A 23113-nucleotide genomic window follows, 5' to 3' on the forward strand; every position below is an offset into this window, starting at 1 on the left:
ACTAAGGAGTTGTAATCAATGTTTGCCCAACCAATAACAGAAAACCCAGAAGTTGCTTCAAGTCCGTTTTCTACTTCGGGACAAGAACTATTTTGGCCAACAGCAGAAGATACAGGAGAAGCAGACAAGCCGAAAGAAAATGTTGTTCCTTTTAATACAGTAGCAACCCCACCAGGTTTTGAAATGAATCCAAATGAAATCACACCAGATCTTGTTCGAGAAGTAGCGGGCGATGTAGTTCCGTTCTTCCGAACTAAGATGCTTAATACGATTGATGCAGTAGAGGAATACTCCTGGAATCGTGGTGAGATGGGTGGATTAGACTGGGGATTTGATAGTTTAAATAAAGCCTTTGAAGGATTGAATACCGGAGTTCATTTAATAGGTGGTCAATCCAACATTGGTAAATCATCATTCATGCTTCAATTAGCATGGCAGATTTCACAGTCAAACCAAGTAGTCACGAAAGAAAGACCAAGAAAAGCGTTCGTCTTATATTTCTCTTTAGATGATAACAACAATGAGTTATTACCTCGTTTAGTTGCTATTGATCAACGTATTCCAATTAACGTTGTTCGATTCCCTAAAAAGTATCAAGACAATGCTACCTACATGACAAAACGTGCTCAAGGTGTAATCGCCTTAAAACAGTCTGCAGATTATATTAACATGCAAGACGTAAACAATGGCTCTGATATTGAATACATTCAGGAAACAATGGAAGCGTATCATGTCGAGCTACAGAAAGTAGATCCGACCTACCAATTAGTTGTCTTCATAGATAACTTCCATGATATTACGATTGGTGATGAAAAACTTCGTGCTAAATCTGGTGGAGAAAAATATGACCATATTGCCGATTTACTAACGAAGATTGCTACTAAATATGACTGTCCTATTGTATGTACAGCAGAGTTTAGAAAGCTAAATGGTAACAGAAGACCAACGCCTGATGACTTACGTGATTCAGTAAAGATTCTATATGAAGCAAAAGCTGTAATGCTTTGCTACAACGAGGTTTCCCTTCGCGGTCAACAATCAACGGTTCATTGGATGAGGCCCGACAACCCTAATAAACAACCAGTTTATGAAGTTCATATTGGTAAAAATAAGTTTAGTAGTTTCAAAGGGAGACTGTTCTTCGAATTCATACCTGAAATGGCTTACTCAAGGGAAGTTCCCGAAGCAGGGGCTCAACGTTATGCTCAGATGGTGAATGGATAGAGAGGAAGAATCAAGACATGAAGAAATTAATTGAATCAATTAAAAGGGAAGTAAGAGAAACTCTTGATTGCTGTAAGAAGCCTTTATGGACATTGAGGTATTTCTTTTTCGGATGGGCGATAGGCGGAGTGATTGCTACTGCCTATTCCTACAAATTAGAAGAGATAGACACTTACGATGTATTTATTCGTATTACTGCAGCGATTATCATGTTCCTTCTTCCGTTAGCTTTTGGGGAGAAAAATGAAATAGGGAGTAGTGAGTAACTATGGAAAACATTTTGTATAGAGAGCAGGATGAAAAAGGGCGTGAGTTTACCCTGTATGGTAATATCGACCGCCTAACTGAAAGGTTAACTCCATTATTCAATGTAGACCCTGATGACGATGAATATGGGATTAACTGTGTAAGCAAAGATCCTTGGACTAATCAAAAATGGACTGCAGAGGAACGACAAGAAGATGAAGATCGTTTCCGTGCCATCCTAAGATATATGCCTTGGGATTGGAAAGATTTCTTTGACAAGATTCCAAGAAAGAAAAATGGAACCTTTGCCAAGGGACGAGTAGTGTTAATACACCGAGGAGATACATATGCACATTACTGGGAAGATTCTTATGGATTCAATGGACCAGAAGTGCGTATCAAAACACTTGATGACTTTACAGCCGAGGTTAACTTAGATTATGTAACCCAAGGCTATTAATAAAAACTAGGAGGAAATACAATGACAACTTTAAATAAGCGTTTAATGGATGAATTAAAAGATGCAATGCGAAACAAATATGTGATGAAGAAAAACATCATCACTTTAATTCGCGCAGGTTTAGCTGCTGCAGAGAAAGAAAAGCGTGCTCCACTTACTGAAGCAGAAGAAGTAGCAGTAGTTCAACGTGAACTTAAACAAACAAAACAAGCTCTTGCTGAAGCTGTGAAAGCAAACCGTGAGGATATTGTTGAATCAGAAAAAGCAAAGATTGTTATTATCGAAACTTACTTACCAAAGATGATGACGGAAGAAGAAATCGTTTCTTTCCTAACATCTAAAGGTGTTCAAAAAGGTGGCCACATTGGTAAAGTGACTGGAATCCTTATGAAGGATAACAAAGGTAAAGTCGATGGTTCATTTGCACAAGAAGTAATCAAGAAGCACTTTGCATAAAACAAAAAGGGAGGCCTGGCTATTTAGCTGGGCTTTATACAAAGGAGAAAAACAATGATTAAACTCAATGGTCAATTAATTGAATTTAAGAAGTTCCCGAATAAGGAAACGAAATTAGATGGGGAACAAATTACAAAAGCCTTATCTTTTTTCACTGAGAATTACATCATGTTCAAATATGAATCAGATGATGACTTCTTTAAATTGATGATACTTAAACGATTCTTAGATGAGTCTTCAAGCAAAGGTACGATTTTAGATATTACCTATATGCCATATAGCCGTATGGATCGACGTATGGGCAGCGATGTTTTTACCTTGAAATATGTATGCGACTTTATTAATTCACTTAATTTTAGTCAAATCTACGTCCACGAATCTCATTCAGACGTCGCTGTTGCTTTATTAAATAACTGTATTCCGGTTGAAGATGGTCCTCATTTATTTGGACTTGTTTCAGAAGAAATTAAGTTTGATAAAGAAAAAGATTATGTACTATTCCCGGATGCTGGTGCTCAAAAACGTTATAGTAATCTAGGCATTACTAATGAATTAGTAGGGCTTAAGAAACGTAACGTTGAAACAGGGAAAATCGAAAGCATAAAAATTATTGGTGACATCAAACCAGGTCACAAAGTTGTAATTCTTGATGACCTAAGTTCGTTTGGTGGAACGTTCATGATGAGCGCGGAAGCTTTAAAAGAACTAGGAGCAGGAGATATCTTCCTTGCTGTTACTCATTGTGAAGACAACATCTTTAAAGGAAAGATTCCTGAATCAGAATTAATCACAAAGGTTTACACTTCCGATTCAATCATTGATGAATCAACTCACGAGAAGGTAGAAATTATCTACCCAATGTGGAGCGGAGAAGAAGAAGATGAAGATGAAGGAGAAAAAGAAGCTTCTGATGACATTAAAAACAACCGTATAAAAGAATTTGAAAATGTGGAAGAAGCCTGTAAGTGGTTAGATTCAGATGAAGAAGAACGACAAGAGGGAGCAGTAGAAGCTGCTTAAATAACTTACACCAGGAGGATTTTATTATGACTTACGATAAACATTTAACATCATTTAAAGCGAAACCGGTTTGTCTACCAATGTTACTTTGTGACTATTACAAAACGTCTCATATTGATCAATACCCAGAAGGTACGGAAGTAATTTACTCTACGTTTACTCCACGTAGCAATCGCTACATGCCATATGCAGACAAAGTAGTAGTGTTCGGTATTCAATCTTTTGTTAAGAAATATCTAGTCGATTACTTCGATGAGCATTTCTTTAGCCGACCACTTGAAGATGTAGTAGCAGAATATGTTCGTTACATGAAACACACTTTATTTATTGAAGAGCCAAAAGCTGCACACATCATTGAACTTCACAAGTTAGGCTATATGCCGTTACAAGTAAAAGCACTACCAGAAGGAACTCTAGCTCCAATTAAGGTGCCAGTTTTAACTGTTGAGAACACACGACCAGATCTTGTATCTACTTTCTGGATTACTAATTATCTTGAAACAATCATGTCGAATGAAATTTGGTTACCAATGACAAGTGCAACTGTTTCTTATCAGTACCGAAAGTTACTAATTGATATGGCTATGAAAACAGTAGGTCATGCAAACGATGTACCGTTTCAAGCACACGATTTCTCTATGCGCGGAATGAGCAGCTTAGAGTCTGCTATGGCGAGTGGAGCAGGACACTTATTATCATTCGTAGGAACAGATACGGTTCCAGCTATTGCTTATCTTGAGCATTATTACAATGCGAACATTGAAAAGGAATTAGTAGGAACATCAATACCAGCTACTGAACATTCAGTTATGTCAGCAAACACAGATGCAGATAGCCGTGATGAATTCGAAATGTACAAGCGTCTTATAACTGAGGTATATCCTAAAGGCTTCTTCAGTGTAGTTTCAGACACGTATGATTTCTGGGCAGTAGTAGGAGAAATTCTTCCTCGTCTTAAGAAGGAAATCATGGAACGTGATGGTCGTATGGTTATTCGTCCTGATAGTGGAGACCCTGTTCTTATTCTTACTGGTAACCCAGAAGCAAAAACAGAACTTGAACGTAAAGGACTAATTGAGGCTTTATGGGATATCTTTGGTGGAACAATTACTGAGAAGGGTTATAAACTATTAGATACTCATATTGGTGCAATCTATGGTGACTCTATTACTCTTGAGCGTGCAAAAGCTATTGTTGAGAAGTTAGAAGAAAAAGGCTTTGCTTCAACAAACGTTGTTTTCGGCGTGGGATCTTATACTTTCCAATATCAGACTCGCGATTCTCTAGGGTTTGCTATGAAAGCTACATATGCTGTAGTAAATGGAGAAGAACGTTTATTGTTCAAGGATCCAAAAACAGATGATGGAACTAAGAAATCTCAACGTGGCCGCGTAGTAGTAACAGAAGATGATGACTTTGGCATCATTGGCATGGATGGTTTAAATAAAGAACAAGCAAATGCGCTTAAAGATGTAGATTTATTACAAGATGTATTTGTCGATGGAAAGCTTATGCGTGATGAATCATTAAGCGAAATTCGTGCGCGACTTCAAGCAGCTTAATTTTTGACCTATTGACAAATTGAAAACAAATGGTTCTATTTTAAAGACTGAATTCCTGACTAGGATTCGGTCTTTATTTATTAGCAACATAGAAAGAGGTTTTACTGATGGATTTTTACGTTTATAGGTTTCTTGACGTTGAGAACCAAATCATATACGTCGGCAAAACCAACAACATAAAAAATAGGATGCGACAACATTTCGGAAAGAACGGTCATTTGCCGGAGGAATGTTATGAGCAAGTATCTTTAGTAGAATGTATCGAATTAGATAGTGAGTCAGATATGAGTGTATTAGAACTGTACTTCATTAATAAATGGAAACCAGTATACAACTCAAGCAAGAAGTATTCATCTATCATGTCAATTGAAATTGATGAGAGTAGTTTTTGTTGGGAAAGTCTTGAGCAAATGGAGTACAATCCAAAAGGCGAAATAGATGCACTGAAACAAGTTGCTGACAAATACAAAAACCAGTTAAAAGAAAAAGATAAAGAAGTATCCAAATTAAATCAAAAAGTAACAAGTTTAACTTTACAATTAGACAGCCTAAAAACAGATTTAGTAAGTTTAAATTCGCAACGAGTGGTAAGGAAACGAAAGAGTAAAACAAGAGAGTTTTCTTATTCAGAAGTTGAAACTGCACTATCTTATCATAGCGATGTAGTGTTTCTTGGCAGAGCTTTTGCAAATGACAATAAATCACCTATGTATGAGCTTTTTATATACAAAAAAGATGGAAAGCTCACTATAGAAGATACTGTTAGTAAACGAGTATCTCAAGAAGATAGATCTGTACTTGGTCAGTACTGGGACTTACATATGAAGGCCGGATACCTTCTATTCAAAGCATTAAGTGATGAAATGGCTCAAAAAACAGAAGCTGCTCTGGAAGAAGAAAAAGAAAATCTTAGAAAGAAGAGCGAGGAAAGAAATAGGGAACATGAAGAATTCCGTCGCAACAATCCAAACAACTGCTCAGCTGCTTAGACATGAATTATCCTACTTGAAATAGCAGACTTGTTTATTGTTAATGGAAATACATTAGGGGTTGATCTAAATAGCTAAAACAGCATTAACAACTCAATTAGAAAGACAGATATACTTTGCTACAAAAAAGATGGGTGTCTTTGGTTGTTTTGAAGTCACTATTGGATTTAATGGAAATGAACGAGTCGATTATATGACTTACGACACTAAGGGTATTTGGCGATGCTATGAAATTAAAGTTTCACTTGCTGATTTTAGAAGTAAAGCAAAGAAAACTTTTTGCGGACATTTTAATTACTTTGTAATGCCTAAAGAATTATTTGAGAAGGTTAAAGATGAAATCCCATCTCATGTAGGTGTTTATGTTAACGGAATGTGTGTTAAGAAAGCCAAAAAGCAAAAGCTATTAGTGGAAGAGAAAGTATTAAAAGATTCATTGATTCGATCATTATCAAGAGAGTCGGACAAGCTTTTCCAAAGCGCAAGTCCTGCAATTGTATCTTCATTAAGAAAACAGTTAAGTACTACTCGAAAAGAACTTGATGATTATCGAAAGAGATACAGAGAATTAAAGAAAGGAAGATTCGCATGAATTTCTTTAAAAATATTACGTTCGTTAAAGTAATGAATGTTTTTGTCATCGTGGGCTGGTTGTATATATTTTTTGATTCTGCTCGCCGTGTAATCATGGGGCCACATACAAACATTTGGATAGATATTGTTTTTATGGTTATGGCGATTTTCATCGTTCCTATGTTTGCTATTGAATATCGCAACAGATTCATTAAAAAGAAGTAATTAGGGGGAATAGATATGGCTATCAATCTTATTAAAGCTGGTCAAACAGTTGTATTAGCAAAAGAAAATTCAGGTCTACGTAAAGTAACGTTAGGTTTACGATGGGGAGCACTAACTGAGAAGAAAGAAGAGAAAAAGGAAAAAGTAAGTCTTTTATCTGCAATCTTCGGTGGCGGTCGTCGTTCTAGTTCTAGTGAGTCATTTATGTCAGGTGGAGCAGTCGATGTTGACTCTGCAGTTATTTTACTAGATGGAAATGGTCGTAAGGTAGACCGTGTTTACTATGCAATGCGTAGTGCTCAAGGTGTTTATCATGCAGGTGATGACCGCAGCGGTAACAATCAGTTCGGTGAAGTAGATAATGAGGAAATCTATGTAGATCTTCAAAAGCTTAATCCGGCTGTTAAAGAGATTTATGTTATTGCAAACATCTTCTCAGGAGCTAACGATTTTAATGACCGACGATTAAGAGGTTCATATGTACGTCTTTTGAATTCTGAAAACAACGACGAGTTAGTACGCTACGAATTAGATGAATTCAAGGGAATGCGTGGAGTAGTTCTTGGTAAGCTTTACAAGCATAGCGGTGATTGGAAGTTCAAAGCTTTAGGACAAGGTGTTCAATCTGGTTCTATTGATGTAATTGAAAGAGCAATTATTGGTTAATCAAAACAAACTCAAACAAAAAAACTAACATACAACAGGAGGAAATTAATCATGGCAGTTAATTTACAAAAAGTAGTAGGCGGACAACGAATCAATTTACGTAAGGAACAACCGGGACTGAAGAAACTTCGTGCTGAGATCTCTTGGGATGAAAACCGATTCGATACAGGTGGTAAACACGATTTAGATATCTTTGCAGTAGCTCTTCAATCTAATGGTAAATGTCGTGAAGATCGTGACTTCATTGTGGCATTCGGTTATGACGACAATGGAAACAACTTAGCTATCCACCCAAGTGGAGCAATCGTTCATAGTGGTGATGAAATGTCAGGAAGCAAAGACGGTGCTGATGAAGTAATCTCTGTTGACTTCACACGTGTTCCAGCTCATATCACTGAGATGCATTTCATTGCTAGCACAAATGATGGTGTACGCTTCGGTGACGTTCGTAACGCGAAAGTAGTTCTTGTTAATGACGAAACTAACGAGCCAATGTACGAGTACGATTTAGAAGAAAACTACTCAACTGAAACAGCAATTCTTCTGTTCAAGCTTTACCTAAAAGATGGTGACTGGAGATTTGGTGCTGAAGGTAAAGGCTACAATAAAGGCGTTGAAGCATTTATCGTTGAGTACGGATTACAAGTAGGTTAATTGAATGAGAGAAAAAGCAAAGAAGATCGCAGATAACTTTAAATTTATGACTCTACTATTAGTGGTAGAAGTTGTCATGTTCTTTATTTGCAAAGTCCTAGTAAGGGTGGAGTTGTTATTCCACCCTTACACTAAGGTCGGTGCAATGATGTTGTCCTTTGGGCAGCATATTTTATTTGGCATTTTTGGATTTATTATTACAATTCTACTCTTAGGAGGAAACAAAAAATGAGTTTATTCATTTTCTTATTAGGTGCAGTTGCAGGATGTTTCATTTGGGATTACGCAGGTGAAGATATTAAACGTGCAATTATGAACCGTCGTTAATTTATTACATAAAAACAACATTGGAAGAGGGAATTAAATTGGAAAATTTATATATCGTTTTTATTTTGGTACTTATGGAAGGGTTATTAAGTGCAGATAACGCACTTGTATTATCTATGATGGCAAGCAAAATCAAAGACCCTGTAAAGCAGAAGAAGGCATTGTACTACGGTATGGTCGGGGCAGTTGCATTTCGTGCCATCTTTATTTTATTAGGAACAATTATTCTTAAGTTCTGGATTATTAAAGTTTTAGGTGCAGCTTACTTATTACACTTAGCTATCAGCCACTTCAAGTCTCAAGGCGAAGAAGAAATGAATGTAGATAAATATGAAAATACAATTTTCCACAAGATCTTAGGTAAGTTCGGTGTTCGTTTATCACAGTTTTGGGCAATCGTTGTATCAATCGAATTTATGGATTTAGCATTCTCAATTGACAGCATTACAGCAGCATTAGCATTAAGCGACAAGTTTTGGGTATTAGCTTTAGGTGGAGTTCTTGGAATCATTATGATGCGTTCGGTTGCAGGAGTATTCATTAAGTTAATCAACCGTGTACCAGAAATGGAACACACAGCATTCGTTCTTATTGCAATTATCGGTGTGAAGATGTTATTAGGTACTGTTCATTACATGGTTAACTTTGTTGTTTCATTCACTGACAGTGCTTACCAAATGCAAGAAATCCATATTCCACATTGGATGTTCTTTGGAGTATTAATCATTACTTTTGGTATGACATTTGTTGTACATGCTATCAAAAAGAATAAACGCGCAGAAGCGTAATTACACGGGAGGTATGAGGATGTTTGCTAACTTACCATCATTAACCGATAAAGTGGTTCATCATTTGTCACATAATGATATGGATGGATACGCTCCACAAGTCGTATCAAAGGTCTCTAAGCTAAACACAGCCGAGTTTATCCATTGTGGGTATTCTAACTTCGAGAAAAAGCTAGAAGACCTGGTTGCTTTCTTTGAGGAAGCTAAAGCTCTAGATGGGCATGCAATCTTAATTACAGATATCACTCCAAAATCAGAAGAACTAGTAGACCGCTTAAACAATTTATTTGAACGTGGTCTTGCTATTGTTCTTCTTGACCACCATGAGAAAGCTAACTGGATTAGCAAAAAGTATCCTGAGTGGGCTTTTATTGAGAGTGAATTTAATGGACGAAAAACTTGTGGAACTGAACTACTTTATATCTATTTAAAAGATAATGAACTATTCAGTACTGATGTTGTGGAATCCCCATATTTCGCAAGCTTTGTTGAACAAGTTCGTGCTTATGATACATGGGATTGGAATACTAATGGCAATGTAGAAGCAAAAGAGTTAAACTCTCTTCTTTATACATTTGGTCCAAGTAAATTCATGCATATGCAATTTGCAAAAATTGCTGAACATGTAAATGATCCAGAGGCGGTTAAATACACATTTAACGAAACCGAAAAACTCTTTGTTGATGTTGAAAACAAAAAAGAGGCGAAGTATATTGAATCTCGTTCTAAGACAATGAGTGTTCGTACATGGAACGTAAATGGTGAAAACATGGAAGTTGGCGTAGTATTCGGTGACCAATATCATTCAACATTAGGAAATGTTTTAAGCCAAGAAAATCCGCATCTTTTATTTATTGCTATTCTTGATTTAAATATCGGTAAGGCTAGCTTGCGTACAATTCATGACAATATCCATCTTGGAGATATCGCTGAAGCTATCGCTCCTGGTGGTGGTGGTCATCCAAAATCAGCTGGTTTTGAATTTGGTTCAGAAATCAGTTTAATGAAAATTGAAGATGCTATTGGTGTTTCTTCAACAGGTGTTACTACAAACTCTTGGAAAGAGCAGTTACTTAAAGTAGCTAATTAATAAAAGGCAGGTTGTTATCGTGTTAGATAGAGCAGCAGAACTTATTAAGAAGTCGAATCATATTGTCGTATTAACAGGGGCTGGTATCTCAACGGATAGCGGCCTTCCTGATTATAGGTCTAATGGTGGGTTATGGGATGGAAAGAAACCAGAAGAAATATCTCATTTCTCAGCTGTTGGCAAACCTGAGTTCGTCAAATTCTTTGCAGATCGTATGAATGATATTTCTAATTGCAAACCCAATAAAGCACATGAAATACTAGCAAAATGGGAAGAGCAGGGGAAGGTTAAGTCTGTTATTACTCAGAACATTGACAGCTACCATAAAGATGCAGGTAGTAAAAATGTAATTGAAATGCATGGCCACCTTCGGAATCTTGTTTGTGATACTTGTTCAAAGGAATACGACAACTCGATGTATACAAAAGAAGATAAGGATAATTGTGGTTTAGAGTGGGAATGTACAGGGGTTGTTCGTCCAGAAGTTGTATTGTTTGGCGAAACACTTCCTCCGCTCGCATGGCATCAAGCAAATGAACAAATGAAAAAGACTGACTTAGTGATTGTACTTGGAACATCACTACAGGTGTTTCCGTTTAATTCACTTGTGGAAAGTGTTTATCCTGGTAAGGCTCCTGTGATGATTATCACTAAAAGCGATACACCGTATGACCACATGGCTTCGGTTCGTATTTACGATAACATTACTGAGACTTTAGTAGAGATAGACAATAGACTAAAATAAAACCATCGTTATCCAGTCGAGAGATAGTAGCTTAGAAGGTTGAGAGATATATAGCAACAGCTTATATATATAATGTAGCGTTCATCATACGATATGTATCCTCTTATGTGTTTGTTATGTTATTTTCTCCTTCTTACTTCTCTCTCTTCTTGGGGGTCTCTAATTAGAGGCCCCTCTTTTTTATTTAAACTGGAAAGGTGGTTAGCAATATGGTTGTTGGAGATATTATTGTTGTAAGTGGAAAGTCTTTTATCTCAAAGATTATTCAAAAGGTATCAGGTTCTAAATGGACTCATGTAGCTTTGTATGTTGGTGGAGGGTATATCATAGAGATAGATTGGAATACAAAATCCACTATCGTAAGAGAGAAATATTCTACTAGTGATCTAGAATGTGTAGTGCTAAGAAATAAGGAAGAATTAACGAAAGAACAACGAGATGCTATTATTTCTACAGCAGTTACATATCAAAGAAAAGGTTTTCGCTATGATTGGCTTCGATTAATTTCTCTATATTTGAAATCAAAATTTCCTAATAGTAAACTGATAGACAAGTTTGATAGAAAGAACAAATTTGTTTGTACAGAACTAGTAGATGAAATCTTAAAAGAAGCAGGGATTGACCTATTCCCAAATCAAGGTGGAGATATTTTCCCTCATGAATACCTTACTTGTGAACAAGTAATGCCGTTAAAAAAAGTGAAACGGTATAGCTATATGAAGGCTAGATGAAACGTCCATTCAAGCAGTTGACTTTTAATAGGTCAACTGCTTATGTTTTGTTTCGAATAAAAAACAAACAAGAAGGAGTTTTACAATGACAGGTATTTTAATAGGTCTTTTAGGTATTATTCTTACATTTGGTGTTGCCTTCTTAATGTCAAACGACAAGAAGAACATCAATTTCAGAGCAATTCTAGTTTTACTTGTACTGCAAGTAATTGTAACACTAGTTATGTTCAAAACTACTGCAGGTTTAAAAGTAGTAGAAGCTGTTTCTAACGGCGTAAATAAAGTATTATCATATGGAGTTGAAGGTGTTAACTTCGTCGTAGGTGGACTAGTTCCAGAGGGCGTAACAGTATTCTTCATTAACGTTCTTATGATTATTATCTTTACTTCAACTTTATTATCAATCTTAACTCATATCAAAGTGTTACCTTTAGCAATTAAATGTATTGGTGGAGCACTTTCTAAAGTTACTGGATTATCAAAAGTTGTCACATTTAACTCTGTGAATTCGATTTTCTTCGGTCAATCAGAATCATTATTAGCGGTTAAAACACATCTAGATAAAATGAATGACAACAAATTATTCATCATTTGTACGTCAGCAATGGCCTCTGTATCTGCTGCTATTATGGGAGCATACATGACTATGATTCCAGCAAAATATGTTTTAGTTGCTATGATCTTAAATGCTTTATCTTCTCTAATCATTGCTACAATTGTTGCACCGATTAAGAAAGAAGAAGATGAAGAGATTAATATCAAAGATGTATCTCAAACAAAATCAATCTTTGAAGCTATTTCAGTAGGTGCTCTTGATGGCGGTAAGGTTGCTCTAATCGTAGCTGCTATGTTAGTTGCATACATTGCCTTAATCGCATTAATCAACGCTGCATTCGCTGGTATCTTCGGAGTGGATCTTACTACAATTCTTGGTTATGTATTTGCACCTATTGCATTTGTTATGGGTGTTCCATCAAGTGAAATTGTAACTGCAGGTTCTATTATGGGAACTAAGTTAGCAACAAATGAATTCGTAGCAATGCTTCAATTCAAACCTATGATTGCTGACCTATCTGATAAGACAGTTGCTATTGTTTCTACTTTCCTAGTATCATTCGCTAACTTCTCTTCAATTGGTATCATTGGCGGTTCTATGCAGGCTATCAATGGAGCAAAAGCAGGTACTGTTGCTAAGTTTGGATTTAAGATGTTATTCGTAGCTACGATGGCTTCTATCTTAACTGCAACAGTGGTAGGATTATTCGCGTAATGTCTAGACGTAGAACAAAAAGATGGTCCGTATTTTTTGAATTCTTAGGGGCTATTGTTGAAGGAATCTTCGATATTGTTTTCGCTATCTTCAAATAAGAAAAGAAAGACGGGACTTTGTTCTCGTCTTTTTATTTTGTAGTGAAGTGGTTGGGAGATAATATATTTTTTCATTGAGCCTTCTAAATCAAATGGTTACTTTTAGTATCGATTATGATTATAGGAGGTCTTCCAATGGAATTTAAAATCCAATCAAATGTAATTGAGATTCAATCAGCGTCACCTATTCAAGTAGTTGACTGGGGTGTTAATGTTGTTCAGGCTCCCGAAATGTGGTCAATCACAAAAGGAGAGGGTATTAAGGTTGCTGTATTAGATACGGGTATTGATGCTACTCATCCGGATCTTGCTTCCAATTACAAAAAAGGAATGAACTTTACTACGTCTAACTTTACTGACATAATGGATAGACAGGGACACGGTACGCACTGTGCAGGTATTATTGCTGGTTGCGATAACTCAATCGGTATTGTTGGAGTTGCTCCTAAAGCTGAACTATACATTGCAAAAGTATTAGTAGACGATGGCTCTGGTTCGGTTGAAGCAATTGTAAAAGGAATTGATTGGGCTATCTCTGAACAAGTAGATATCATTTCTATGAGTCTAGGTTCTTCAGCTGATCCTGGTCCTGTTCTGCACAATGCTATTAAACGTGCTCATGAAGCAGGCATTATTATTGTTGCTGCTACTGGTAATGAGAATACTCATGTTGGATGGCCAGCATCATACGATGAAGTAATTGCAGTTGGTGCAATTAATCAAAATCTTGATAGAGCTAACTTCTCTAACTTCGGTAGTGAGACAGATATAGCTGCTCCAGGTGTAGACATTTATAGTACATATCCTGTAGGTCGTTATGCGAAACTATCTGGTACGTCTATGGCTACTCCAATGGTTGCGGGTGTAATTGCTCTTATTCTAGCTCGCTATCGAGACATTGGTAAGAAGTTAACTCCTGATCAAATCATGCAATTAATTCGTGAACATTCGGTCGATCTTGGACAAAAGGGTACTGATGACATGTTCGGTAATGGACTAGTAAGTATTCATGAATTAATGAAAACTAGTTAAAAAGGGAGGGCTTCGGCTCTCTTTTTTATTGTTAAAATTTACATCTTGAATTTTTTTCTGAATAGCTTATGTTATTTCAGAATTACTATACATCATGAGAAAAATCAACGAGAAAGGTGAGTCTGCTTTATGGCTAATCAATATAAAGGTGGATGGACTGAAGAGGAAGTCGATTATTTAGAATCCAATATAGGTGTCTGGGATTTTGATAGGATTGCCAAAAAGTTAGGCAAAACTCCTAAAGCCGTTCTGAAAAAAGCTGAATCATTAGGGATTGCAAATACAAAAGTTGCAAGCGGTCTTTATACTATGCATGAAATGGCGCAGGCCCTATGTTTAGATGATAAAACAGTGAAACGACTTATCACAAATCATGGTCTCCCAGGTAAGCAAAGAGATTTTAGGATAAAAAATAAAGAAGTAGATGAAAACGGTAAAAAGAAAAGCAAAAGACTTTTTTATTATATAGATGTAACAGATTTTTGGAAGTGGGCTGAAGCAAACAAGGACCTAATTAACTGGCATCAAGTTCCAAAATATGCTTTAATGCCTGAACCAGAGTGGTTAGAGGAACGGAGAAAAACTGACTACTATAAATGGGCTAATCGTAGAAGGCCTTGGACACCAGAGCAGGATGCTCAGCTATGGTCTATGTATTACCAAGAGGGGATGACACAAAAAGAAATAGCTACATTATTGGCTAGATCAGTAAACGGCGTAGAGAAACGCTTAAAACGATTAAGAGAACAGAAGTTAGTCGCTGTTTAATAAGCGAGGTGATAGTATGACGACCCTTTTTATTATTATAGTTATTACCATTGTACCCATTGTAATTGCTGAAATTGGGGAAAGAAAGAAACCTAAATGTCCTTGTTATGTTAGTGATTATAGATGTGAAATCTGTAGTCATAAAATGAGGGAAAGTAGAAGGTAATGAATAAGATGTTCACCACCAACCATGTTCCAAATATTCAATAGTTATTTAAAATACATAGTCAGTAGCAAATAAGCTTACAAAATCTGCTATGAATTGTATAATTAATTTAACTACTGAAAGATAAGAATATGGTTTTTTCATTTAGAAGGGGTGTTATAGGTGGAGGAATATCAAAATAGAGGGTTCTTATTAAAACAGCGTTCATACTTAAAGTTATATATCTATAGAATAATTGATCGTAATAAAGGATATGGTTCACAGTATCTTAATGACTTGAGAGAAGAGTTTAAGTTTTTAGGCTATCATCCAACTCATACAGAACTATATAAAACATTACATGAATTAACACGGGATGGATATGTAAAACGGGAGAAAAGAATAAAAGGGGAAGAGGGAGTAGATTTTCAAGAAATTATTCTTTATCAATTAACTGACGAAGGCAAAAAAGAGTATAATAGATACAAACAACAAATGAAAGTAGAATTGGAACGCTGCAAAGGATTGCTTGATAAGGCGCTCAAAGATCATTATGGTCCAGTTCGCTAAGAATATAAGGGGGATACATGTTTATTATTTCTGTAGGTAACAAATTTGTAAAACATATTTCGCTCAATGAGAGCAAGGAGATAACTGAGATGATATTTACTTCTGATATCAAGGGGGTACAGGAGATAAATGTAGATGATCTAGACATTTATAAGAAAGCTTTAGAAGATTACATAAAAGAAGATCCTTATGTGATTATACCTGTTGGTACACCCCTGGCACAAAATAGTAAAGAACATATTCTTGATGTTGGAACAAACACTTGGGATTTGGCTTCAGATAAAAATAAAGAATAAAACAAAAAGGCTGAGGTTAATTCCCCGGCCTTTTTGTTTTACTCAAATACTTCATCTATTAATTCACGTTCGTCGTCTTCGAACATGTGAGTATAGATTTGAGTCGTATTAATTGATGAATGACCAAGAGCTTCTTGTACTCCTCGAATGTTCTTGGTCTTTTTAAATACATTCGTCCCGAAACTATGACGCAGTATGTGTGCTGTCAGTTCGGGCTTTCCATAGATTTTAGCATATTTCATTATCATTTTTTGAACAGTATTTTTACTGATAGGGTTTATCTTACCCGCATATTTCGTAACAAATAAAGGTGAGGTCGGTTTATCGTCTGCTTTGTAATGACTCTCTCTAACTTCAAGGTACTGTACTATATATTCTAACGTCTGTTTAGAAAAGAAAACAACATCTTCTTTACTTCGTTTTCTTTCTACGACTAATTTGCGGGAATCAAAGATAACATCTTTCAGTCTAAGACTAGATAACTCACCGACACGGATACCACTGGTCAATAGAAGGGAGATGATTGCAGCATCTCTATGTCGATTAATTTTCCAGTAGGCTTTTTCCATGTTGCTTATTTGTTCTTTACCATATCCCTCTAGGATAAAGTCTTGGAACTCAGTTAGTTCCTCAAGTCTTATAATATTGTTTTTAAGTTTCTGAGCTTTAGCTCTAACTGAAACTTTAGTAGAGAACACCTTTGTATTCTCAAGTACATTCTTACTAAGATAAGGTCTACCTGTTTCACGATTTGTATTCTTAGTTAAGTATTCAAACAAACTTCTAAGGGCACTAATCTTTCTGCTGATTGTGGTGTCCTTATTTTTTGTTTTGTAATATCTATTACCTATATTGTGAGAATCCTCGCGATATTTTAAATGTGAACGGTAATGCGATATATCAATCTCAATCAATCTCTCTAGGTCTTCTAGGGAGATTTCTTTTATTCCCGGTTTTTCCGGTACGAAAGTATGCCAAAACCATTCGAAAAAGTCTTGGATATCTATTGTATATGAGAGAACTGTTGTAGGCGTGAGTTGATCTAAGCTCACTTGTATGTATTCAGAAATATAGTAAGGAAACGAAGGACGTAGTTTTTCTAGCTTCTCACTATCCTTTTGGCGTTCAAGTCTCATTATTTTCACCTCACTTCTATTTTATATCTCATTTTTTCCTTTATCAAGAATGAATGTTCGATTTTTAGAAATCTATATGTGGGGCTATGCCCATATGAAAATCTAAAAATAGACCATATCTCGAATTGACTTTTAGAAATCAAATGGTTGTATTTTAAAAAGTTTCAAAGAAGGTGTGATGAACATGATTGTATTTGACAGCAAGACTGGAAACGTAAAGAGATTCATTAAGAAGCTCGGTATTCCAGCTGTACAAATTACACCCGACTTAGTTATGGAACAGCCTTTTATATTGATTACTTACACATCAGGATTTGGTCAAGTTCCAGAAACTACACAGTCATTTCTACAAGCCAATAACTCATTCTTACAAGGAGTTGCTAGTAGTGGTAACCGTAACTGGGGTGAACACTTCGCAGCTGCAGGAAGAATTATTTCAGAGCAATATCACGTACCGCTGATTCATCAATTTGAGTTGAGTGGAACAAGAAAAGATATTCAAATAGCCAAAGAAAGGATAGAAGAACTATGTCTCACGTTGCATTAAACAATGAAGTTGGGATCTTAAAGGATGGATTCTATCAACTTGCAAAAGACAAAGAAGCCTTAGAGGTATTCCTTGCCGAAGTAAAAACAAAGCAATTAGAATTTGCTTCGATATTAGACAAAATCAAATACCTAATCGAACACAATTATTACTACAATGTGTTTGGAGAGTATACGGAGGAAGAAGTACAACGTATTTATGAAGCTGCTTATACTCATAAGTTTGAATTCCAATCCTATATGGCTGCTACAAAGTTCTATAAGGACTACTCATTACGTTCAGACGATAAGAAAATCTACTTAGAAGATTATGAGGATCGTGCTGCAATCGTAGCTTTATACTTAGCATCAGGTAATACAAAGAAAGCACTACGTTATGTGAACCAAATCATGAAGCAAAATTACCAACCTGCTACACCAACATATTTAAATTCTGGTAAAGCTCGTGCTGGGGAATTAGTTAGTTGCTTCCTATTAGAAATGGATGACTCATTAAATAGTATTAACTACAACTTATCAGTAGCAAAACAGTTATCTAAAATTGGTGGAGGAATTGCGATTAACTTAAGTAAATTACGTGGTCGTACTGAAGCTATTAAAGGTATTGAGAACGCTGCTAGTGGTGTATTACCGGTAATGAAGTTAATGGAGGATTCATTCTCTTACATTAATCAACTTGGACAACGACCGGGTGCCGGAGCTGCATACTTAAACATCTTCCATTGGGACTTAATTGAATTCCTTGATTCAAAAAAAGTAAATGCCGATGAGAAGACACGTATTCAATCTTTATCTATTGGATTAGTTACACCGAGAAAGTTCTTCCAGTTAGCTGAACAAAACAAAGAGATGTATCTATTTGCACCTGCTACTGTTTATAAAGCTTATGGAGTTCACCTAGACGATATGGATTTAGATGAGAAATATGACGAGTTAGTTGCAAACCCTATGGTTCGTAAACGTAAGTTAGACCTTACAGCTCGTGAGATGTTAGTTAAGATCGCAACGATTCAATTAGAATCTGGCTATCCTTATTTTATGAATAAAACAAACGCGAATGAACAACATCCATTAAAAGATTTAGGCGGCGTTAAAATGTCTAATCTTTGTACTGAGATTTTTCAGTATATGGAGACAAGCGTAATTAACGATTACAATATCGCGGACTGGATCAAGAATGATATTTCTTGTGTATTAGGTTCACTAAACATTGTAAATGTAATGGAGAACAAAGATGTAAAAGAAGCTGTACATACTGGTATGGAAATGTTAACAGATGTTACAGATAAGTCTTGTATCGAAAACGCTCCTGGTGTTAAGAAAGCGAATGCTACATTACACTCAGTAGGTCTTGGAACAATGAACCTTCATGGATTCCTTGCTAAGAACTTCATTCCATACGAATCAGAAGATGCAAAAGACTTTGCTCGTGTATTCTTTGCAATGCTGAACTATCACTCTATCGAAAAGTCTACAGAGATTGCTAAAGAAAGAGGAGTATCTTTTGAAGGATTCGAGAAATCTGAGTATGCAAAAGGTACTTATTTTGAGAAGTATTTAACAACAGAATTCTTACCTCAATCTGAAAAAGTTAAGAAACTATTTGAAGGTATTCAAATTCCAACAACTGCGGATTGGGAACGTCTAATGAAGCAAGTTCAACGTGATGGTTTGTACCACTCTTACAGACTTGCAATTGCTCCGAATCAAAGCTCAGGATATGTACAGAACGCTACACCAAGCGTAATGCCAATCGTTGATAAAGTAGAAACTCGTTCAACTGATAAAGCGACTACTTACTATCCAATGCCTTACTTATCAAAACAAACATTCTTCTCTTACAAGTCTGCTTATGAGATGGACCAAATGAAGGTTATTGATTTAATTGCTGAAATCCAACCTCACGTAGACCAAGGTATTTCATGTATTCTGCACGTTACAAATGGTACTTCGACAAGAGATCTTGCTCGTTATTACATCTATGCAGAAAAGAAAGGGCTTAAGAGCCTTTACTATACACGTACATCAAATTCAACTATAGAAGAATGTATTGCTTGTGCAGTATAAGAGAGAGGAGTAGTAGTGGTGATTAGTACTAGATCAGTAGATTTAAAGAAACATAAAGCTGTTAACTGGACCAAATACAATACAGAGTATATCGAGTCCATTTACAATCAAATGCGCCAACAATTTTGGCTAGAAAATGAGATACCTGTATCAAAAGATAAGAACGTTTGGGATATGCTTCCGAAAGATCAGAAGGAAGTATACAAGAAAGTTCTTGGCGGTTTAACGCTATTGGATACAAAGCAGGGTGGAGAGGGTATGCCACTTGTCTCATTACATATGGAAGACCCTCAAAAGAAAGCAATTATCAACTTCATGGCAATGATGGAGGATATCCATGCGAAATCGTATTCTCATATTTTCATGACTCTTTGTGAAAATGAAGAAGTAGATGCGGTGTTTGACTGGGTTGAAGAGAATCCATTCCTTCAAAAGAAAGCTGATATCATAACAGGTCATTATCGTAAGTTATTAAAACCTGATGTGGATCCAAAAGAATTATATATGGCTATAGTAGCATCAGTATTCTTAGAAAGCTTTTTATTCTACAGCGGGTTCTTCTATCCGTTATTCTTAGCGGGACAAGGACAGCTAACTGCTTCCGGTGAAATCATTGCATTAATCTTAAGAGATGAGGCAATCCACGGGGTAACAGGTGGTATCTTCGCTCAAGAGATTTATGAAAACCAACTTACTGAAGCTGAACAGCAAGAGGTAGATAAAGAAGCAATTCAATTATTAGAAATGTTATACGCGAATGAATTAGATTACACGAATGATGTGTATGCTCCACTTGGAAAAGACATGATCGAAGAAGTAAATAAGTTCCTACGTTATAACGCAAATAAAGCAATGATGAATTTAGGATACGACCAATACTTTGATGATGAGTATGTAAATCCAATCGTTCAAAATGGACTACAAACAAAAACGAAACAACATGATTTCTTCTCTGTTAAAGGAAATGGATATGTAAAAGCCATTAACGTTGAAGAAGTACGAGACGAAGATTTTGTGTTTGAAGGCCTTCCATCATATGCAGCTTAATTAAAACATCAAGAAAAAGGACGGTATTTAAAATGGAAATTCTTAAATTTGGTTTAAATGGGTGCGGCCCTTGTGTAACAGTTGAAAGATTTTTAAAAGACGAGGGTGTAGATTTTACATCTGTTAATGTAGAAGAAGAACCTGAAAAAGCAGCTCAATACGACGTACTGTTTTCTGTTCCAGTGGTAATTCTAAAAGATGGTGACAAGGAAATCATGCGTACTACTGGTTATAACTCTGGCCAGCTAGGAGAAATTATCGACCTGTACCAAGGTGCACAATGATGTTGATTAGTGCCATGTGCCTATTAGTTGTTGCAGCTTTTGGGTTCGTAGGTAGCCTAGCATTTACAGTTTACCATTTAGAGAATAGAAACTGGATTCGAACTTTTATTGAATTCATCGGTATCATGTTCTTCTTATTTTGGGGATTTGTAGATGCTGCTGCAGTCGCTATATTCTGGTAGAACGAGAGCCCTGTTTTTGGGGCTCTTTTTATTTTACCTATTGACGTTTCGTATGAAGTGCTTACGATAGACAAAACAAAGAAGGAATAGAGATATGGAAACAAGACCAATTGAAAAGAAATGTTTAGTAGTAGAAGCGAAGAAATATCTATTTGGTCAACCACCACCAGGAATGGCGGAGCAACGATGGCACAATTACATGAATGCTAGAAGAAACTGCACATGCGGAAATTGTCCAAAAGAGTAATAAGAGGGGAGAAGGGAAATGGATTATTACATAGTTATTCTTAAAAGTTATGATTCAATAAGTATCTTTCGAACAAAGGAATATAACGACGATGTTGTAAGTCTATTGAATTGGTACATTGGTTCTAGTTTTGATGTAACTGCAGTATTTAAAAATGCTGAGCCAATAGTAATTGGCGAGTATGTTTTCCAAACAAAGAAAGAAATCCTAGATGAATTAGAATGGAAAAGATATATGTGGTTTGATGAAGAAGGTGAAGAGCTAGAGGAGAAGATCCGTAAGTTATTGGATGCTCTTTATGAGGAAGGTGATTCAAGTGACTGAAAATGAAAAATTAATGGATAGTGTAAATGAAGAAGTATATCAAGAACGTCTTCGTCAAAATGAAAAGTGGGGTATTCAACGACACCCTATTGGTACATGGCTATCTATCTTAGGAGAAGAGTTTGGAGAAGTATGCCAAGCCGCTCAAAGTGAATTAGGATTAGCTAGTGTGAAAGATACAGATGCAGACAATTTATATATGGAATGTATTCATGTTGCAGCCGTTGCTTCAGCTATTGCAGAACAAATTAAGGAGCAACATTCCTTAAAGGAGGTAGCTTAGTATGTGTGTTTGTGGAAGTGATAGAAACCCAGGATTCAGACAGTGCTGCGGTTCTCTTTCGTTACAGAGAAAAGAGGAAGCTGTAAAAGAGTTACAGAAGACGTACATGGATGATACAATTGTTAATCATCCGAAATATGAGGAAATCATGTTAATGACTCTTCATGATGTAATTCCACATCTGAGCCATCATGGATTAAATATCCTTACTGGTAGAATAGATTTACTTAAAAGAATGAAGGGGGCTTCAAAATGACAGATTTAAAATTAGAGCAATCCAATTTAACGTGGTTAGAAGATAGAACAATCCTCTTGTCTCCTACAGGTAGTTATGCCTATGGAACAGATACAGATACATCAGATAAGGACTATAAGGGTGTATGCATCCCACCAGTTGAGTATTACTTAGGTTTGGATTCATTTAATGAGTACAACACATCAGGTGGTAAAAACTTCAGAAACACGAAGGATGATGTCGATGTAAACATCATTCATGTGAACAAGTTTGTTAGAGATGCTATGCAAAGCGTACCTAATAACATCGAGATCCTATTTGTTCGTCCGGAGGATTACATCAAGGTTACTCCACTCGGACAAATCTTAATCGATAACCGTCACTTATTCTTATCAAAAAACATTAAGTACCGATTCGGTGGATATGCAAATTCACAAATCCAAAAGCTAAAGAATAAGAACTCAAACGGAACAGGCAGACGTGACTTAATCGGTGCTCATGGCTACGATACAAAGTTCTTTATGCACAGTATCCGATTACTAACAAGTGCAACAGAAATCTTGGAGACAGGTAATTACAGTACGTATCGTCCTAACCGAGAACTTCTATTAGATTGTCGTAATGGTAAATACACTTTCGAAGAAGCTTTAGAAATGGTTGAAATGTACGACAATGAATTAGCAGCAGCCTATGAGAAATCAGAGCTTCCGGCAAAAGCTGATTATGACAAGATCAATAAGATGTTAATGGATATCAATAAACAAGGACTTGCTCTTTAATGAGCGGTCCTTTTTGTTTTTTATAGCAAAAGTTTTTATGTGTTGATA

At 36.1% G+C, this 23113-nt stretch carries 32 protein-coding genes; 31 read left to right on the plus strand and 1 reads right to left on the minus strand.

The window, feature by feature from the left end; translation table 11 throughout:
- The first annotated feature begins 18 nt into the window (after positions 1–18).
- The 21 genes from ASE54_RS28880 (at position 19) to ASE54_RS28980 (ending at position 15935) form a co-directional block, all read left to right on the plus strand.
- Positions 19–1224, plus strand: coding sequence for a DnaB-like helicase C-terminal domain-containing protein (locus tag ASE54_RS28880; RefSeq protein WP_003310329.1), 1206 nt, complete (start codon positions 19–21; stop codon positions 1222–1224).
- A 17-nt stretch (positions 1225–1241) separates the two neighbouring features.
- On the plus strand, positions 1242–1490 hold the full coding sequence (locus tag ASE54_RS28885; RefSeq protein WP_000733263.1) for a hypothetical protein: 249 nt from the start codon (positions 1242–1244) through the stop codon (positions 1488–1490).
- Positions 1491–1492: 2 nt separating this feature from the next.
- Positions 1493–1930: a hypothetical protein gene (locus ASE54_RS28890; RefSeq protein WP_000427813.1), complete on the plus strand. Its 438-nt coding sequence runs from the start codon at positions 1493–1495 to the stop codon at positions 1928–1930.
- Between the two features lie 21 nt (positions 1931–1951).
- A complete protein-coding gene (locus tag ASE54_RS28895) occupies positions 1952–2386 on the plus strand; it encodes a GatB/YqeY domain-containing protein (protein WP_000209660.1) in 435 nt (144 codons plus the stop codon).
- A 54-nt stretch (positions 2387–2440) separates the two neighbouring features.
- Positions 2441–3406, plus strand: a complete 966-nt coding sequence (locus tag ASE54_RS28900; RefSeq protein ID WP_000593824.1) for a ribose-phosphate pyrophosphokinase — start codon at positions 2441–2443, stop codon at positions 3404–3406.
- A gap of 26 nt (positions 3407–3432) precedes the next feature.
- Positions 3433–4968 (plus strand): nicotinate phosphoribosyltransferase, encoded by a 1536-nt coding sequence (locus ASE54_RS28905; protein ID WP_000220506.1) that lies wholly within the window; start codon positions 3433–3435, stop codon positions 4966–4968.
- Positions 4969–5075: 107 nt separating this feature from the next.
- Complete coding sequence (locus ASE54_RS28910; RefSeq protein ID WP_014895378.1) at positions 5076–5957, plus strand: nucleotide excision repair endonuclease; 882 nt, start codon at positions 5076–5078, stop codon at positions 5955–5957.
- Positions 5958–6150: 193 nt separating this feature from the next.
- Positions 6151–6549 (plus strand): hypothetical protein, encoded by a 399-nt coding sequence (locus ASE54_RS28915; RefSeq protein WP_000220526.1) that lies wholly within the window; start codon positions 6151–6153, stop codon positions 6547–6549.
- Positions 6546–6755 carry a hypothetical protein gene (locus ASE54_RS28920; protein WP_001008937.1) on the plus strand — a complete coding sequence of 70 codons (210 nt, stop codon included), beginning with the start codon at positions 6546–6548 and terminating at the stop codon, positions 6753–6755. The genes ASE54_RS28915 and ASE54_RS28920 overlap by 4 nt, the downstream gene beginning before the upstream one ends.
- 15 nt (positions 6756–6770) lie before the next feature.
- Positions 6771–7421: a TerD family protein gene (locus ASE54_RS28925; protein ID WP_000996769.1), complete on the plus strand. Its 651-nt coding sequence runs from the start codon at positions 6771–6773 to the stop codon at positions 7419–7421.
- Between the two features lie 51 nt (positions 7422–7472).
- The gene (locus ASE54_RS28930; protein ID WP_000290289.1) at positions 7473–8075 is read left to right on the plus strand and encodes a TerD family protein; all 603 of its coding nucleotides are present in this window, start codon (positions 7473–7475) and stop codon (positions 8073–8075) included.
- A gap of 4 nt (positions 8076–8079) precedes the next feature.
- Positions 8080–8307 carry a hypothetical protein gene (locus ASE54_RS28935; RefSeq protein ID WP_001207091.1) on the plus strand — a complete coding sequence of 76 codons (228 nt, stop codon included), beginning with the start codon at positions 8080–8082 and terminating at the stop codon, positions 8305–8307.
- 133 nt (positions 8308–8440) lie between these two features.
- On the plus strand, positions 8441–9190 hold the full coding sequence (locus ASE54_RS28940) for a hypothetical protein (RefSeq protein ID WP_000429546.1): 750 nt from the start codon (positions 8441–8443) through the stop codon (positions 9188–9190).
- Positions 9191–9209: 19 nt separating this feature from the next.
- Entirely contained in the window at positions 9210–10280 is a 1071-nt protein-coding gene (locus tag ASE54_RS28945) for a phosphoesterase (RefSeq protein WP_003310334.1), read from the plus strand.
- A gap of 19 nt (positions 10281–10299) precedes the next feature.
- On the plus strand, positions 10300–11025 hold the full coding sequence (locus tag ASE54_RS28950; RefSeq protein WP_000886924.1) for an NAD-dependent protein deacylase: 726 nt from the start codon (positions 10300–10302) through the stop codon (positions 11023–11025).
- A 209-nt stretch (positions 11026–11234) separates the two neighbouring features.
- Positions 11235–11756: a hypothetical protein gene (locus ASE54_RS28955; RefSeq protein ID WP_000260123.1), complete on the plus strand. Its 522-nt coding sequence runs from the start codon at positions 11235–11237 to the stop codon at positions 11754–11756.
- 85 nt (positions 11757–11841) lie between these two features.
- On the plus strand, positions 11842–13026 hold the full coding sequence (locus ASE54_RS28960; protein ID WP_000145790.1) for a nucleoside transporter C-terminal domain-containing protein: 1185 nt from the start codon (positions 11842–11844) through the stop codon (positions 13024–13026).
- 233 nt (positions 13027–13259) lie between these two features.
- A complete protein-coding gene (locus tag ASE54_RS28965; protein WP_000394584.1) occupies positions 13260–14156 on the plus strand; it encodes a S8 family peptidase in 897 nt (298 codons plus the stop codon).
- A gap of 129 nt (positions 14157–14285) precedes the next feature.
- On the plus strand, positions 14286–14924 hold the full coding sequence (locus tag ASE54_RS28970; RefSeq protein ID WP_000013355.1) for a sigma factor-like helix-turn-helix DNA-binding protein: 639 nt from the start codon (positions 14286–14288) through the stop codon (positions 14922–14924).
- A 328-nt stretch (positions 14925–15252) separates the two neighbouring features.
- Positions 15253–15639 (plus strand): helix-turn-helix transcriptional regulator, encoded by a 387-nt coding sequence (locus ASE54_RS28975; RefSeq protein WP_000393454.1) that lies wholly within the window; start codon positions 15253–15255, stop codon positions 15637–15639.
- Between the two features lie 17 nt (positions 15640–15656).
- On the plus strand, positions 15657–15935 hold the full coding sequence (locus ASE54_RS28980; protein ID WP_000469986.1) for a hypothetical protein: 279 nt from the start codon (positions 15657–15659) through the stop codon (positions 15933–15935).
- 38 nt (positions 15936–15973) lie between these two features.
- Here the strand turns inward: ASE54_RS28980 and xerS are convergent, their stop codons facing one another.
- Positions 15974–17071 (minus strand): tyrosine recombinase XerS, encoded by a 1098-nt coding sequence (xerS, locus tag ASE54_RS28985; RefSeq protein ID WP_001235407.1) that lies wholly within the window; start codon positions 17069–17071, stop codon positions 15974–15976.
- Positions 17072–17255: 184 nt separating this feature from the next.
- On the opposite strand from xerS, the gene nrdI reads away from it, so the two are divergent.
- The 10 genes from nrdI to ASE54_RS29030 all read left to right on the plus strand — a co-directional run bounded on the left by nrdI (position 17256) and on the right by ASE54_RS29030 (position 23065).
- The gene (nrdI, locus tag ASE54_RS28990; protein ID WP_000634706.1) at positions 17256–17618 is read left to right on the plus strand and encodes a class Ib ribonucleoside-diphosphate reductase assembly flavoprotein NrdI; all 363 of its coding nucleotides are present in this window, start codon (positions 17256–17258) and stop codon (positions 17616–17618) included.
- A complete protein-coding gene (gene nrdE, locus ASE54_RS28995) occupies positions 17600–19684 on the plus strand; it encodes a class 1b ribonucleoside-diphosphate reductase subunit alpha (protein ID WP_000019971.1) in 2085 nt (694 codons plus the stop codon). The genes nrdI and nrdE overlap by 19 nt, the downstream gene beginning before the upstream one ends.
- 18 nt (positions 19685–19702) lie before the next feature.
- Positions 19703–20731, plus strand: a complete 1029-nt coding sequence (gene nrdF / locus ASE54_RS29000) for a class 1b ribonucleoside-diphosphate reductase subunit beta (RefSeq protein WP_000626116.1) — start codon at positions 19703–19705, stop codon at positions 20729–20731.
- Positions 20732–20763: 32 nt separating this feature from the next.
- Positions 20764–21015 (plus strand): thioredoxin family protein, encoded by a 252-nt coding sequence (locus ASE54_RS29005; protein WP_000404326.1) that lies wholly within the window; start codon positions 20764–20766, stop codon positions 21013–21015.
- The gene (locus ASE54_RS29010) at positions 21015–21197 is read left to right on the plus strand and encodes a hypothetical protein (RefSeq protein WP_014895379.1); all 183 of its coding nucleotides are present in this window, start codon (positions 21015–21017) and stop codon (positions 21195–21197) included. Before ASE54_RS29005 ends, ASE54_RS29010 begins: the two co-directional genes overlap by 1 nt.
- Positions 21198–21291: 94 nt before the next feature.
- Positions 21292–21444 carry a hypothetical protein gene (locus ASE54_RS36600; protein WP_000450054.1) on the plus strand — a complete coding sequence of 51 codons (153 nt, stop codon included), beginning with the start codon at positions 21292–21294 and terminating at the stop codon, positions 21442–21444.
- A gap of 18 nt (positions 21445–21462) precedes the next feature.
- Entirely contained in the window at positions 21463–21768 is a 306-nt protein-coding gene (locus ASE54_RS29015) for a hypothetical protein (protein ID WP_000386879.1), read from the plus strand.
- Positions 21761–22051, plus strand: a complete 291-nt coding sequence (locus ASE54_RS29020; protein ID WP_000138198.1) for a hypothetical protein — start codon at positions 21761–21763, stop codon at positions 22049–22051. Before ASE54_RS29015 ends, ASE54_RS29020 begins: the two co-directional genes overlap by 8 nt.
- 1 nt (position 22052) lies before the next feature.
- Positions 22053–22307 (plus strand): hypothetical protein, encoded by a 255-nt coding sequence (locus ASE54_RS29025; RefSeq protein WP_000337749.1) that lies wholly within the window; start codon positions 22053–22055, stop codon positions 22305–22307.
- Positions 22304–23065, plus strand: coding sequence for a nucleotidyltransferase domain-containing protein (locus tag ASE54_RS29030; protein ID WP_000130747.1), 762 nt, complete (start codon positions 22304–22306; stop codon positions 23063–23065). The genes ASE54_RS29025 and ASE54_RS29030 overlap by 4 nt, the downstream gene beginning before the upstream one ends.
- Positions 23066–23113: the final 48 nt, after the last annotated feature.

The organism is Bacillus sp. Root131, assembly GCF_001429475.1.
Classification (GTDB): Bacteria; Bacillota; Bacilli; order Bacillales; family Bacillaceae_G; genus Bacillus_A; species Bacillus_A thuringiensis_S.

Excerpts from the sequence above, each read along its gene's own strand:
- ASE54_RS28955 (WP_000260123.1), top strand. The coding sequence starts at position 11,235 with ATGGTTGTTGGAGATATTATTGTTGTAAGTGGAAAGTCTTTTATCTCA.
- ASE54_RS29010 (WP_014895379.1), top strand. The coding sequence starts at position 21,015 with ATGTTGATTAGTGCCATGTGCCTATTAGTTGTTGCAGCTTTTGGGTTC.
- ASE54_RS28895 (WP_000209660.1), top strand. The coding sequence starts at position 1,952 with ATGACAACTTTAAATAAGCGTTTAATGGATGAATTAAAAGATGCAATG.
- ASE54_RS28945 (WP_003310334.1), top strand. The coding sequence starts at position 9,210 with ATGTTTGCTAACTTACCATCATTAACCGATAAAGTGGTTCATCATTTG.
- ASE54_RS28920 (WP_001008937.1), top strand. The coding sequence starts at position 6,546 with ATGAATTTCTTTAAAAATATTACGTTCGTTAAAGTAATGAATGTTTTT.
- ASE54_RS29005 (WP_000404326.1), top strand. The coding sequence starts at position 20,764 with ATGGAAATTCTTAAATTTGGTTTAAATGGGTGCGGCCCTTGTGTAACA.
- ASE54_RS28915 (WP_000220526.1), top strand. The coding sequence starts at position 6,151 with ATGACTTACGACACTAAGGGTATTTGGCGATGCTATGAAATTAAAGTT.
- ASE54_RS28980 (WP_000469986.1), top strand. The coding sequence starts at position 15,657 with ATGTTTATTATTTCTGTAGGTAACAAATTTGTAAAACATATTTCGCTC.
- ASE54_RS36600 (WP_000450054.1), top strand. The coding sequence starts at position 21,292 with ATGGAAACAAGACCAATTGAAAAGAAATGTTTAGTAGTAGAAGCGAAG.
- ASE54_RS28910 (WP_014895378.1), top strand. The coding sequence starts at position 5,076 with ATGGATTTTTACGTTTATAGGTTTCTTGACGTTGAGAACCAAATCATA.
- ASE54_RS28900 (WP_000593824.1), top strand. The coding sequence starts at position 2,441 with ATGATTAAACTCAATGGTCAATTAATTGAATTTAAGAAGTTCCCGAAT.
- ASE54_RS28965 (WP_000394584.1), top strand. The coding sequence starts at position 13,260 with ATGGAATTTAAAATCCAATCAAATGTAATTGAGATTCAATCAGCGTCA.
- xerS (WP_001235407.1), bottom strand. The coding sequence starts at position 17,071 with ATGAGACTTGAACGCCAAAAGGATAGTGAGAAGCTAGAAAAACTACGT.
- nrdE (WP_000019971.1), top strand. The coding sequence starts at position 17,600 with ATGTCTCACGTTGCATTAAACAATGAAGTTGGGATCTTAAAGGATGGA.
- ASE54_RS29030 (WP_000130747.1), top strand. The coding sequence starts at position 22,304 with ATGACAGATTTAAAATTAGAGCAATCCAATTTAACGTGGTTAGAAGAT.
- nrdI (WP_000634706.1), top strand. The coding sequence starts at position 17,256 with ATGATTGTATTTGACAGCAAGACTGGAAACGTAAAGAGATTCATTAAG.
- ASE54_RS28960 (WP_000145790.1), top strand. The coding sequence starts at position 11,842 with ATGACAGGTATTTTAATAGGTCTTTTAGGTATTATTCTTACATTTGGT.
- ASE54_RS29015 (WP_000386879.1), top strand. The coding sequence starts at position 21,463 with ATGGATTATTACATAGTTATTCTTAAAAGTTATGATTCAATAAGTATC.
- ASE54_RS28890 (WP_000427813.1), top strand. The coding sequence starts at position 1,493 with ATGGAAAACATTTTGTATAGAGAGCAGGATGAAAAAGGGCGTGAGTTT.
- ASE54_RS28880 (WP_003310329.1), top strand. The coding sequence starts at position 19 with ATGTTTGCCCAACCAATAACAGAAAACCCAGAAGTTGCTTCAAGTCCG.
- ASE54_RS28885 (WP_000733263.1), top strand. The coding sequence starts at position 1,242 with ATGAAGAAATTAATTGAATCAATTAAAAGGGAAGTAAGAGAAACTCTT.
- ASE54_RS28930 (WP_000290289.1), top strand. The coding sequence starts at position 7,473 with ATGGCAGTTAATTTACAAAAAGTAGTAGGCGGACAACGAATCAATTTA.
- ASE54_RS28925 (WP_000996769.1), top strand. The coding sequence starts at position 6,771 with ATGGCTATCAATCTTATTAAAGCTGGTCAAACAGTTGTATTAGCAAAA.
- ASE54_RS28905 (WP_000220506.1), top strand. The coding sequence starts at position 3,433 with ATGACTTACGATAAACATTTAACATCATTTAAAGCGAAACCGGTTTGT.
- ASE54_RS28935 (WP_001207091.1), top strand. The coding sequence starts at position 8,080 with ATGAGAGAAAAAGCAAAGAAGATCGCAGATAACTTTAAATTTATGACT.
- ASE54_RS29025 (WP_000337749.1), top strand. The coding sequence starts at position 22,053 with ATGTGTGTTTGTGGAAGTGATAGAAACCCAGGATTCAGACAGTGCTGC.
- ASE54_RS28970 (WP_000013355.1), top strand. The coding sequence starts at position 14,286 with ATGGCTAATCAATATAAAGGTGGATGGACTGAAGAGGAAGTCGATTAT.